This window comes from Lysinibacillus sp. HST-98, assembly GCF_016757845.1.
GTDB lineage: Bacteria > Bacillota > Bacilli > Bacillales_A > Planococcaceae > Lysinibacillus > Lysinibacillus capsici.
The window spans coordinates 126,163-139,196 of the sequence record NZ_JAENHX010000002.1 but is presented as its reverse complement, the minus strand read 5'-3'; the positions used below and the strand labels follow the sequence as shown (position 1 = coordinate 139,196).

The 13,034-nt window shown below is 38.6% G+C and carries 14 protein-coding genes; all 14 read left to right on the top strand.

Features of this window, described 5'->3' with window-relative positions; translation table 11 throughout:
- Window positions 1–5: 5 nt before the first annotated feature.
- Window positions 6–1,289: a PepSY1/2 domain-containing protein gene (locus tag JIN86_RS06175; protein ID WP_202341475.1), complete on the top strand. Its 1,284-nt coding sequence runs from the start codon at window positions 6–8 to the stop codon at window positions 1,287–1,289.
- 114 nt (window positions 1,290–1,403) lie between these two features.
- Window positions 1,404–2,063 carry a flagellar brake protein gene (locus JIN86_RS06170; RefSeq protein WP_004232598.1) on the top strand — a complete coding sequence of 220 codons (660 nt, stop codon included), beginning with the start codon at window positions 1,404–1,406 and terminating at the stop codon, window positions 2,061–2,063.
- A 95-nt stretch (window positions 2,064–2,158) separates the two neighbouring features.
- Window positions 2,159–2,833, top strand: coding sequence for a (d)CMP kinase (gene cmk / locus JIN86_RS06165; RefSeq protein ID WP_004232599.1), 675 nt, complete (start codon window positions 2,159–2,161; stop codon window positions 2,831–2,833).
- 102 nt (window positions 2,834–2,935) lie between these two features.
- Window positions 2,936–4,072 (top strand): 30S ribosomal protein S1, encoded by a 1,137-nt coding sequence (rpsA, locus tag JIN86_RS06160; protein ID WP_004232600.1) that lies wholly within the window; start codon window positions 2,936–2,938, stop codon window positions 4,070–4,072.
- A gap of 402 nt (window positions 4,073–4,474) precedes the next feature.
- Window positions 4,475–5,785, top strand: coding sequence for a ribosome biogenesis GTPase Der (gene der / locus JIN86_RS06155; protein WP_004232601.1), 1,311 nt, complete (start codon window positions 4,475–4,477; stop codon window positions 5,783–5,785).
- A 110-nt stretch (window positions 5,786–5,895) separates the two neighbouring features.
- Entirely contained in the window at window positions 5,896–6,912 is a 1,017-nt protein-coding gene (locus JIN86_RS06150; protein WP_004232602.1) for an NAD(P)H-dependent glycerol-3-phosphate dehydrogenase, read from the top strand.
- A gap of 223 nt (window positions 6,913–7,135) precedes the next feature.
- Window positions 7,136–7,348: a DUF2768 domain-containing protein gene (locus tag JIN86_RS06145; protein WP_004232605.1), complete on the top strand. Its 213-nt coding sequence runs from the start codon at window positions 7,136–7,138 to the stop codon at window positions 7,346–7,348.
- Between the two features lie 22 nt (window positions 7,349–7,370).
- Window positions 7,371–8,153 carry a hypothetical protein gene (locus tag JIN86_RS06140; protein ID WP_009370806.1) on the top strand — a complete coding sequence of 261 codons (783 nt, stop codon included), beginning with the start codon at window positions 7,371–7,373 and terminating at the stop codon, window positions 8,151–8,153.
- 92 nt (window positions 8,154–8,245) lie between these two features.
- On the top strand, window positions 8,246–9,724 hold the full coding sequence (gene spoIVA, locus JIN86_RS06135; protein ID WP_004232609.1) for a stage IV sporulation protein A: 1,479 nt from the start codon (window positions 8,246–8,248) through the stop codon (window positions 9,722–9,724).
- A 198-nt stretch (window positions 9,725–9,922) separates the two neighbouring features.
- Window positions 9,923–10,195, top strand: a complete 273-nt coding sequence (locus tag JIN86_RS06130; protein WP_004232618.1) for an HU family DNA-binding protein — start codon at window positions 9,923–9,925, stop codon at window positions 10,193–10,195.
- 219 nt (window positions 10,196–10,414) lie between these two features.
- Window positions 10,415–10,984, top strand: coding sequence for a GTP cyclohydrolase I FolE (gene folE / locus JIN86_RS06125; RefSeq protein ID WP_004232620.1), 570 nt, complete (start codon window positions 10,415–10,417; stop codon window positions 10,982–10,984).
- Between the two features lie 62 nt (window positions 10,985–11,046).
- Window positions 11,047–11,265, top strand: coding sequence for a trp RNA-binding attenuation protein MtrB (mtrB, locus tag JIN86_RS06120; RefSeq protein WP_004232621.1), 219 nt, complete (start codon window positions 11,047–11,049; stop codon window positions 11,263–11,265).
- Window positions 11,266–11,528: 263 nt separating this feature from the next.
- On the top strand, window positions 11,529–12,296 hold the full coding sequence (locus JIN86_RS06115; protein WP_202341474.1) for a heptaprenyl diphosphate synthase component 1: 768 nt from the start codon (window positions 11,529–11,531) through the stop codon (window positions 12,294–12,296).
- A gap of 15 nt (window positions 12,297–12,311) precedes the next feature.
- A complete protein-coding gene (locus JIN86_RS06110; RefSeq protein ID WP_004232623.1) occupies window positions 12,312–13,016 on the top strand; it encodes a demethylmenaquinone methyltransferase in 705 nt (234 codons plus the stop codon).
- Window positions 13,017–13,034 lie beyond the last annotated feature (18 nt).

Here is a 13,034-nt window from a genome sequence, read left to right as displayed (position 1 = left end):
CCTAGATGAAAACTTGGCTCGTGGTTTTAACGATTGCCGTTATTGGGTTAGGGGCTTACAGCATTGATTTGTATGGAGATAAAGAAGATTTACAACGTACCGTACTAGCACAATATACAGATAAGTTAACGGATGCATCTGAAAAACTTTCCCATCTTCAACGCTCGGTATCACAATCCCTGTTGTTTCAAGATGAGCAGGCGATACACAATGAACTAGATTCGGTTTGGCGTTTAAGCTCAGAAGTTCGTTCTTCTATTGCGAATATTCCAATAGGACAAGAGCTATCAAGCGAATGGATGAACTATCTAGGTCGACTTGGCGATGAAGCAAAAAGGACAGCGAAAACAGGGGATTATGAAGCTTGGCGTGAAAAAATGCCCCAGGTTTCAACAAATTTACAATCTCTTTCCGATGAATGGACAGCTGCAACCGTCGATTTCTATAAGCATGATGGAAAAATGGATGTTTGGCTACAGCAAGTGGACAATAAAAATCCAAATAGCCAATTTGATACTGTAAAAGATACATTAAAGGGCTACGGAGAAAAGGATTTCCCGTTAACTTTATCTGAATCTGATTGGCAGAAAAAAATTGAGTTAAAGGCATTACAGGATGCGGTTATTACCGAAAAAGAAGCACTAGAAAAAGTGAAATACTTATTCCCAGTCATTAAAGATGCTACATTTACAGTTACAAAAAGTAGTGATACAGCACCATATCCTTTTTATCATATCCAATTTCACCAAGGGATTCGATTAGGCTATGTTGATCTAACAGAAAAGGGTGGACATTTATTATCCTATTTAGTAGAACGTCCTGTGGATGAAGCCAAGTTATCACAAGAGGAAGTTATGAAAAAAGCGCAGGAATATGTGAAGAAATTAGGCATGAAAGATGTAGCCTATGTGGAATCACGCGAAAATCATCAAGCTTGGCATGTGACATTTGCTCGTGTGCATCCTGGAGATAATGCGTTAATCTACGCTGATGGTGTTCAATTGAAAGTAGCGAAAGATACAGGTGAGCTGTTAGGTGCAAATGCAATGGAATATATTCAAGAAGAAAATATTAAAAAGCAAACAGCTAAGCCGATTGATTGGAAAACGTTCTTCCAAGACGATATTCAAGTACAAGAGGTAAAAAATATCTATACAGATAATGGACAATTTGAGCAACGTCTTTGCTATGAGGTCATTGCATTGCGTGATGGTAATACGCAGGAAACATTTAGAATTGTAATTGATGCGGAAAACCATAATGTATTAAAAGTGGAATATCTAACTTAATCAATGATGCCTCCGCTCTGTATGAACTTGACATGAAAATACTACCAATTTTTATAGCCAAAATAAGCTTCTCATGAGATAATTAAACTATATTTTTCGCACGGGGAGATGCTCATGGAAATAAAAATTGGTACACAATTACAACTTGAACCAACTTATACAGAACGGTTGGAGAAATTCCGCTGTAAAGTTGTAGAGCAAAAAGATAATATTCTATATATTGATTATCCGGTTAATATGGTAACAAAGAAAACGGCATTTTTAATAGATGGCTCAGAATTTAGAGCAACTTTTCGTACTGAGGATAAGCAATCCTTTGCCTTTAATACAGAGGTAGTTGGCCGTAAAGCAGGTAATATACCAATGATTATGTTGCATTGTCCAACACCAGAGGAGTTTATAAAAATTCAGCGACGAGAATACGTTCGTGTAGAGACACAAGTAGACGTTGCTGTTCAGTTGAAAGACTATAAATATCAACTTGTAACTGTTGATGTTAGTGCAGGAGGCCTAGCTGTCATGTTGAAAGGTCAAGTAGCTTTCACTGAGGGTGATGAAGTAAAACTAACCATTGTATTGCCATTTGCCAATGGAGATGTCAAGTATGTCATTACAGAAGCGCTGATCGTCCGTATTTTCGAAAAAGAGGATAAACGCATTGCAACAATCCAACTAACAGATACAGATGATGTCGATCAACAGCATATCGTCCGTTTTTGCTTTGAACGTCAATTAGTCAATCGTCGTAAAGAAATGAACCCTTTTAATGTTTAATTTCCTTTATGAATATTTTGATGAAGCCCTCTCCTAGTAGAGGGCTTTTTTGAGGTTATATGATACAATAAGAGGTGCAGAAAGTAGGGAAGAATATGAAGAAAAACATTCAAATTGCGATAGATGGGCCTGCTGGTGCTGGCAAAAGTACAATCGCGAAAATTGTTGCTGAAGCACTGGGCTTTACATACATTGACACAGGCGCAATGTATCGAGCAGTTACGTATAAAGCGATGCAACAAAACATACATTTAGATGATGAAGCAAAATTAGCAGAGATGCTTGAAGTAAGCACAATTGAATTAAAACCATCACCTCAGGGACAGCTTGTTTTTTTAGATGGTCACAATGTGTCAGCGGAAATTCGCTCTAATGAGGTCACTTCATCAGTCTCACAAGTAGCTGCCCATGCGAAGGTTCGTGAACTATTAGTTGCCCAACAGCAAAAACTTGCAGCTAATGGTGGTGTTGTCATGGATGGCCGCGATATTGCTACACACGTCTTAAAGGATGCAGAACTAAAGATTTTCATGTCTGCAACAGTAGAGGAACGTGCTAGACGTCGCTTGATTGATAATCAAAAAAGAGGAATTGACTCCTCTCTTGAAAAACTTCAGGAAGAAATTGCACTACGTGATAAAAAGGATAGTGAGCGTGAAGCATCGCCACTGATTCAAGCTGAAGATGCGATCTTTTTAGATACAACAGCATTGTCCATTGATGATGCAGCACAAGCTATTTTAAAATTAGCAGAAGAAAAAATGCTATAAATCCTAAAGTTTCAGACATTTTTTGAATTTAAAGGATTTATTTTTGTCTTTGTCTTCAATATCGAATAAAATAGTAAGGGAAGATGCGAAGGAGGGTTACATATGTCTGAAGAAATGAACTATGCAGAACAAACGTTTAACGAGGGTGATATCGTCAAAGGCATTGCCGCGCAAGTTGATGAAAAGGCAGTATCTGTATCAATTCCAGGTGCACCGTTTGATGGTATTGTACCGATTAGTGAATTATCAAGCTTACACATTGAGAAAGCGTCTGATGTCATCTCAGTTGGAGATGAATTAGAGTTGATGATTACAAAGGTTGAAGAAGAAAACTTTGTCCTATCAAAACGTAAAGTGGATGCTTTAAAAGCATGGGATACACTGGAGCAGCAATTTGCCGCTGAGGAAATTTTTGAAGCGGAAGTAAAGGATATTGTTAAAGGTGGTCTTGTCGTAGATTTAGGTGTACGTGGCTTTGTACCAGCATCGCTTGTAGAGGACTATTTCGTTGATGATTTTGAAGGCTATAAAGGGCAAATATTAAGCTTTAAAATTGTTGAGCTTGATAAGGGTAAGAATCGCCTTATTTTATCTCATCGAGCAGTGGTTGAAGCAGAGAAAGCTTCACAAAAGAAAAATGTGATTAATCAAATAAAAGCTGGCGATGTATTGGATGGTAAAGTACAGCGTCTCGCGTCATTTGGTGCATTTATCGATCTAGGTGGTATTGATGGTCTTGTACACATCTCGCAAGTATCACATGAGCATGTGAGTGATGTGAGTGAGGTTTTAGCTGAAGGACAAGATGTAAAAGTAAAAGTACTATCAGTGGACCCAGAAAATGAACGTATTTCTTTATCTATTAAGGAAACTATTCCTGGACCATGGTCCAATATTGAAGAACGTGCCGCAAAAGGCACTATTTTAGACGGTAGAGTGAAGCGACTTACTTCATTCGGCGCATTTGTGGAAGTATTCCCGGGCGTGGAGGGTTTAGTGCATATATCGCAAATTGCGCATAAGCACATTAACACGCCTCATGAAGCATTGAAAGAGGGACAAGAAGTACAGGTGAAGGTCCTTGATGTCAATGCTGACGAAGGCCGTCTAGCCCTAAGTATTAAAGAATTACTAGAAAATCCAGAAGCAGAAGAAGTAATCGACTATGAATTACCTGAAGAGAATACAGGCTTCTCATTCGGTGATGTCATTGGCGATAAACTAAAAAACTTTAAATAATGTATACAGCGAGGATGCATAAATGTATCCTCGCTATTTTTGTGGTTGATAGGATTATGAAAGTGAAGGATAACAATTAAGAAATGGATAAAATCTTTGAAATGAAGGATAAAACTCTAAAAGTAGCGGATAAGAATCCTAAAGTGAAGGATAGCAACTAAAGAATGTAAAATCTTTGAATTAAAGGATAAGATTTTAGCAGCAGCGGGTAAGATTCTTAAAATAAAGGATAGTTAATTAAAAAGGCGATAAAACCTTTATGACATCTGATAGCACGCTTAAAAAATGAGGTAACACCGTTTATCACCATACATAGCATTCTACATTATGGATATGATATGATATAATGGCATTTTTCGTGTATAATAGCGAAAGACAAGAAGTTGGAAGGATGAAGTACAGATGACGAAACCAGTAGTAGCCATCGTAGGTCGTCCGAACGTAGGTAAGTCGACGATTTTTAATCGTATCGTTGGAGAACGCGTTTCGATTGTGGAGGATATCCCAGGCGTAACACGGGACCGTATTTATAGTTCGGCAGAGTGGTTAACACACGATTTTAATATTATTGATACAGGTGGCATTGAAATAGGGGACGAGCCGTTTTTAGAACAGATTCGTCAACAAGCTGAAATTGCCATTGATGAAGCGGACGTTATTATTTTCATGACAAATGGTCGTGAAGGGGTAACGGCAGCAGATGAGCAAGTTGCTAAAATTCTATACAAAACAAAAAAACCAGTCGTATTAGCGGTTAATAAAATTGATAATCCTGATATGCGTGAAATGATTTATGATTTTTATGCACTTGGCTTCGGTGAACCTTGGCCAATCTCAGGTTCCCACGGTTTAGGTTTAGGGGATTTATTGGACGAATGTGCAAAACATTTCCCGAAAGAAGATGAAGAACAATATGGTGATGATGTCATTAAATTCTCTTTAATTGGTCGTCCGAATGTTGGGAAATCCTCTTTAGTGAATGCTTTCCTAGGGCAAGAACGTGTTATTGTTAGTAATATTGCAGGGACAACACGTGATGCGATTGATACGCCTTATGCATATGATGGACAGGAATATGTCATTATTGATACGGCAGGTATGCGTAAAAAAGGAAAGATCTATGAAACAACCGAGAAATATTCTGTGTTACGTGCGCTACGTGCTATTGAACGCTCAGACGTTGTTTTAGTAGTGCTGAATGCAGAAGAAGGTATTCAAGAGCAAGATAAAAAAATCGCTGGCTATGCACATGAAGCTGGAAAAGCTGTGATCATTGTTGTGAATAAATGGGATGCCATTGAAAAAGATGAAAAAACAATGAATGTCTTTACACAGCAAATTCGTGAGCATTTCCTATTTTTAGATTATGCCCCAATCATATTTGTGTCGGCGAATACAAAACAGCGTGTGCATCAGATTTTACCGATTATCCAACGTGTCAGCGAGAATCATGCGATGCGTATTCAATCCTCTATTTTAAATGAAGTGATTGAGGACTCAGTGGCTCGTAATCCTGCACCGACAGATAAAGGTCGTCGCTTACGTATTTACTATGCTACTCAGGTAGCGATTAAGCCACCAACATTCGTTATTTTTGTGAATGAACCTGAGCTTATGCATTTCTCATACGAACGCTTCTTAGAAAATCGTATTCGTGAAACATTTGACTTTGAAGGGACGCCAATTCGTTTAATTACACGTGCGCGTGCTTAAGGCAATAGCTATACACATACAATACGCCAACCCGACATTATTGTTGGGTGGCGTCTTTTTACAAAAAAGAACTTACTTAATAGACAACCCAGCAAAGGGAGGATTTTGTTATGGAAAAAGTTTGTGTGTTAGGGGCAGGCTCATGGGGTACTGCACTGGCAATGGTACTAGCGGAAAATGGACATGATACGCTTGTATGGACACATAGAGCTGAACAGGCAGAAGAAATCAATCAACTGCATACAAATAAAAAATATTTACCAGAAACCATTCTACCTGAAAATTTACATGCGACGAGTGATATGGCGAAGGTAGCTACTCATGCAGAAACCATTGTTGTGGCTGTTCCAACAAAAGCGATTCGTGAAGTATGCGAGAAACTAACGGCTGAATTAACAAAAAAAGTGTTGTTTGTCCATGTTTCGAAAGGAATTGAGCCTGACTCATTAAAACGAATATCTGAAATTTTAGCAGAGAGCTTACCAGCTATGTATGTGGAAGAAATTGTTGTTCTTTCTGGGCCAAGTCATGCAGAAGAAGTGGTGCTGCATCATCCTACAACGGTTACTGCAGCTTGTGCCAATATTGATGCTGCTGAAAAGGTACAGGATTTATTTATGAATCAGTTCTTCCGCGTCTATACAAATGAAGATATCATTGGTGTGGAAATAGGAGGAGCGTTGAAAAACGTTATCGCTTTAGCAGCAGGTATTACTGATGGCTTAAATTATGGAGACAATGCGAAAGCGGCACTTATCACGCGAGGTCTTGCAGAAATTTCACGGTTAGGAGTAAAAATGGGCGGTAATCCATTTACGTTCTCAGGGCTTACAGGTATGGGGGATTTAATTGTAACCTGTACAAGTGTTCACTCGCGGAACTGGCGTGCAGGAAATATGTTAGGGCAAGGTATGAAGCTACAAGAAGTGCTGGATCAAATGGGCATGGTCGTTGAAGGTGTCCGTACCACGAAGGCAGCCTATCAATTAGCAGAGAAATATGGTGTCGCCATGCCGATTTCCACAGAGCTCTATAGTGTGCTATTTAATGATGTTGAACCGAAAGTAGCAGTAGATGCCTTAATGATGCGTATGAAAAAACGAGAAATAGACGATATGAAGCATTAATATTAATTTTTTGATTAGACTTGTCATAAAATGGACATAAATAAGGTGTCTCAGCGAATCTGTTGAGACGCCTTATTGTGTGCCACTAGTTGAATAGAAATACATGCTAAAAGAGTTGTCCATTTCTTGATAGTTATAGGACAACTATTTCTTTTTAGCAAAAGCACATAGTATAATATACTTTGATTGTGTCTTGACATTCAAAGAAAGGTGGTTTTTTGAAATGGGCCCGTTAGCTCATATGCCTGCGCTTGATGTAATGTGGGTGTCGTTTTATTGCATCGCATTTATGATTATATCAGTCGGCTTAATTTATTTAGCGCGAAATAAGATTTCAAATGTATTTTTACGAACAGTCGTAAATTTATGTGCATACATACTGTTTGGACTTGGCACATTTTTAATGGTACTTGTAGTTGCCACTTGGCCAGCATAAAAAATAATGAGGTGTCAGTAACATGAAAAAACTAAGTGCTTTGCTGTTGGTATTTGCAACCGCCATACTGTTAGTAGGATGTGCGTACCCAGAAGACGAAAAAAGGGCTAAGGTTACGCCTGATGTCGATCAACTAGCTGCAGTTCAACGTGCCGTGGATGAATATCGTGAAGCAACAGGTGGACTAGTACCAATTAAAAATAGCGAGCTAGATACGGATATCTATATCAAATATTTAATCGATTTTGAAAAACTTATGCCGAAGTATTTGGCGACAATCCCTGGAAATGCCTATGAAAAAGGTGGTATATATCAATATATCATTTGGGACCCTGAAAATGAGGCATCCGTCAAATTAGTAGATTTAAATGCGGCAGAGCGTATACGTGAAATAGGTATTCGTAAACTATCTACACAATATTTACCAATAAAAGGGTCAATATCAGATAATGTTTATCAGATCAACTATAAAGATTTGGGTTATAAAACAGAGGTAACTGTAAAAAGTCCCTATTCTGGCGTCGAGTTACCGCTTTTCATGACTGGTGATGGTGAATTACATGTAGACTATGCTGTGGATTTAGGACAACTATTAAAAGAAGATAAGCCAAATGTAAAGCCAGGCGATGATATTCGCCAACTGCTTGTCGACAAATTTCCAGTGGTCCCTGCCTATTCTATTCCCTATACAGTGGACGAGAATGGAGAGCCTATCTATGATATGAAAACATATAATGCGGATGTTAAAAAGGCGAAAGAACAACAAAAACAAGAGGCAGAAGCCGCCGAGAAAAAAGAAAACTAGCAAACAAGCTCCTTACATTTGTGAGGGGCTTTTTCATATTTGTCTACAGGCTCGCATATAGTGAAAAAGCGTAGATAAAGGAGGCAGAAACCTTGAGTGAAGCAGTATTTAGAGAAATTGCAGAGCGCACAAATGGCGATGTTTATATTGGTGTTGTCGGTCCAGTACGTGTAGGTAAATCAACATTTGTAAAAAAGGTAATGGAATCAGTCGTGTTACCAAACATTGTGGATGAAACGGAAAGAATGCGAGCACAAGATGAGTTGCCACAAAGTTCTCCGGGGCCAGTCATTATGACTGCTGAGCCGAAGTTTGTGCCTGCCCAAGCAACCCGTATTGTGGTCGGTGACGATGAAATGCCATTTCAAATTCGATTAGCAGATTGTGTGGGTTATATTATCGATGGGACAAAAGGCTATGAAGATGAAAATGGACCTAAATTTGTTCATACTCCTTGGCATACGGAGCCAATTCCGTTTCAGGAAGCCGCTAAAATTGGCACAGATAAGGTGATTCGCGATCATGCGAATATTGGTATTGTCGTAACGACTGATGGTACAGTGAACGGAATCAGTCGAAGAGCAGCAGAGAAGGCAGAAGAGGAAATTGTAGAGCAATTAAAAGAAATCGGCAAACCATTTGTCATCTTACTCAATTGCCAAATGCCTGCGAGAGAAGAAACAGTTCAGCTTCGCAATGAATTGTTTGAACGTTACAATGTACCTGTTATTGCGATGTCCATTGATCAAATGAGAGAAGCGGATATTCAATATATTTTACAAGAGGCGTTATTTGAATTCCCAATTCGTACCATTGAAGTGGAAAAACCAGACTGGCTGGATGTATTAGATGCTACACATCCATTAAACGTTGCATTAATTGATTCGATGGAGGAAGTCCTTTCTTCTGTGATGAAAATTCGAGATGTGCAACAGGCATCAGATGCCTTCAAAGCGATTGACTTTATTGACCAAAGTGAGGTTGTTCATGTAGATGCAGGTGTAGGAACAGCTGTAATCCGGGTGTCCCTACAGGGTGAATTGTATAAATCAGTTTGTAATGAATGGCTAGAAGAACCAATTGAAACGAAAAAAGATTGGTTACTCTTTATCAAAGAGGCGGCAGAGGCAAAAGAGGCCCAAAAACGCTTTAAAAGTGCTATTCACGATGCTGATACGACAGGCTATGGGGTGACATTGCCAATGATGCAGGAATTTGAGCCAACAGCCCCAGAGCTTATTAAACAGAATAATTTCTTTGGTGTACGAATGAAGGCAAAAGCACCATCCTATCATATTATCCGAGTTGATATGGAGTCAGAATTTGCACCGTTAATTGGCTCAGAGTTCCATAGTCAGCAACTTTTAAAAGATTTAAATCATGCTTATTTACATGATCGTGATGCATTATGGAATACACAATTATTTGGCACACCATTGCACGAAGTATTAAAAGAGGGGATTCGCTACAAAATGGATGCAGTTCCACATACTGCTAAAAAACGTATGCGTCAGACGATTGAACGTATGGTTAATGAAGGGGATCGTGGTTTAGTAACATTTATTTTATAGTGATAAAATTCAGAAAAAATGCAAAAAATATACGCAGGGCTTTTCGTTTTTATGCGAAAAGTCCTTTTATTTTTGTTTTTTGGGTGAAAAACTGATTTTTTGGTTATAATCATGTATGAATACAGTTGCGTAGCGGTTTTCTATGTGTTACTCTTTTTACAGAATTGGTTCATGACCCTTTGAGAGGAGGTGAATGGTGTGAATAAAACAGAATTAGTAAACTCTGTTGCTGAAGCTGCAGGTCTTTCTAAGAAAGACGCTTCTAAAGCAGTTGAAGCTGTATTTGATACAATTCAAGATGCTCTTGCAAAGGGTGACAAAGTACAATTAATTGGTTTTGGTAACTTTGAAGTACGTGAACGTGCGGCTCGTAAAGGTCGTAACCCACAAACTGGTAAAGAAATCGAAATCGCTGCTAGCAAGGTGCCTGCTTTCAAACCAGGTAAAGCGCTTAAAGACGCGGTAAAATAATACACGTCTAGTAGTTACATAGAGCAGTCTTCATGTTAACGAACATGAAGGCTGCTCTTTTCAGCTTCAAATTCTGTATTTTACATAATAATATACAGTGATTTGCTTATCTAGAAGCGAATTTCTGATGAATCAGGTAAGTCATTTTGCGCTTACCTTTTGGATGTGCTACGATGCATAGGGAAATGTGTAATGTTTTGATATGCAGGAGGTTTTTTGATGTCGAATATTGATTTATTGAAAATAGAGGAAGCGGTAAAAATGATTTTAGAAGCGGTAGGTGAAGATGTTAATCGTGAAGGTTTATTGGATACGCCGAAGCGTGTAGCAAAAATGTATGCAGAAATGTTCAGCGGCTTGCATGAGGATGCTAAAGATTATTTTAAAACGGTGTTTCATGAGGATCATGAAGAACTAGTGCTTGTCAAAGATATACCTTTTTATTCGATGTGTGAGCATCATCTGGTACCTTTCTATGGCAAAGCACATGTTGCATACATACCAAATGACGGCGTTGTTGCAGGACTGAGTAAGTTAGGACGTGCAGTGGAGACGATTGCCCGCAGACCACAACTACAAGAGCGTATTACCTCTTCAGTAGCGGACACAATTATGGAGATGCTTTCGCCAAAAGGTGTTTATGTTGTGATCGAGGCAGAGCATATGTGTATGACAATGCGTGGATTGAAAAAACCTGGTTCCAAAACGGTGACATCTGTTGCACGAGGTATTTATGAGAAAGATGAAGTGAAACGTAGAGAAGTGCTGTCATTTATTCAAATGTCTTAAATTGCGTGTCTAATTATGTTATGATGAACTAAGAATTTGTCGGATTTAAGGAGTGTACAAAGATGTCACAAGATTATATTGTTATTCAAGCAGAAGAAGATGGTGTACATGTCATTGGATTAACACGTGGAACAGATACGAAATTCCATCATTCAGAGAAATTAGATGCCGGCGAAGTAATGATTGCTCAATTTACAGAACATACGTCTGCCATGAAAATACGCGGTAAAGCGCAAATTCATACAGCACATGGCGTGATCAATAGCGAAGCGAAAAAATAAGAGATTTTGTTTCTTACGATAAGTTTTAATGCTGTTCAACGTTCTACAGCACATATAAAAACACTAGATGTGAAAAACTTAGTATAAGGTCTATGGGCAGTTAGCATTCCAACATTTAATTTTGGGAGAGCTTTACTGCCTGTGCTATGAAGAAAGCAAATTTTTTTTATTCCGCATCGTTGCGTATGCTATAATGACTCAGTAAGCAAGCGTTTAGCCTTGTACAGGGCTAACGTATCTGAAAGTGAAATGGAGTAAGGTCTATGAATGCAACATACATTCAAAATTCAATTGCACAGTTAAAAACAGAGATTTTCATGGATGTTCGTCATAGAACTTTGCAAAAATACACAGGTGTACCTGTGCTAGATGAAAATCAACTGTTTTATTTGTTAATCCCGTTTTTGAATGGTGAAGAGTGGCAACAAGAGCAACAAGAGGCTGCAATTTCTGTTGGCATAGTGTACGCAGCATTAGCGGCTCACGATCATATAAAAGAATTAGACGCAACATCAAAAGAACAGCAGCTTACCGTTTTAGCTGGGGATTTTTATAGTGGTCGTTATTATGAAATTTTAGCAATGTCAGGGAATGTCGCATTGATTCGAAACTTGTCACAAGGTATTGTGGCACGATGTGAAAACCAAATTAAAGTTTATGAAAATAAACAACGAACAATGGAACAGTGGTATACGTCGATGAGTACGATAGAATCTGGGTTAATTGCTCAATTTTTTGATCTTTATTCTTTCAGTGAATATATACCACTTATAGAAAAAAGCTTATTAATCTTGCGTTTAGAAAAAGAATGGACAGCTTATCAACGTGGGCAAATGTCTTTAATGGGTAAGGCACTAGAAGAAAGTGTCAGACGTAATGGCGCAACCTTTAATAGCGTCATCCAAGGGAAAATTGTGCATTTAAAAACAGAACTATCACAGATCATTAATCAGGCATCCTTTTTACAACGTGATATCAAACAAGCTTTACATGCACATGTAGAGGCATCCATTGCTTCTACTAACGGATAAGAGAGGTTTTTCAAAATGGCTAAAACGAAAGAAGAACACGTTCACGAAGTATTTGAAAGTATTTCGGAAAACTACGATAAAATGAATGGTGTAATTAGTTTCCAGATGCATGTTGGCTGGCGTAACGATACAATGAAGCACATGGCTGTAAAACCTGGATCAAAAGCACTTGATGTATGCTGTGGCACCGCAGACTGGACAATCGCACTGGCAGAGGCTGTTGGTGAAAGTGGAGAAGTAAAAGGGCTAGACTTTAGTCAAAACATGCTGAAAGTTGGCGAAAAAAAGGTAGAGCCATACCCACAAATTGAACTAGTTCATGGAAATGCGATGGAGTTGCCTTTTCCAGATGATACGTTTGATTATGTGACAATCGGCTTTGGTCTTCGCAATGTACCTGATTATTTACAAGTTTTGAAGGAAATGCATCGCGTTGTTAAACCAGGCGGAATGGTTGTTTGTTTAGAAACATCTCAATCTGAAATTCCTGGTTATCGTCAGCTGTTCCGTTTTTATTTTAAATATATAATGCCGATATTTGGTAAAATATTTGCGAAAAGCTATAAGGAGTATTCTTGGCTTCAGGAATCTGCGAATGATTTCCCAGGTATGAAAAGGTTAGCGGCATTGTTTGAGCAGGCAGGATTAGAAAAAGTAACGTACAAAGCATACAGTGGCGGGGCTGCGGCAATGCATATGGGCTTTAAAAAGATACGTTAATGGGGGAAGGTTTTCACA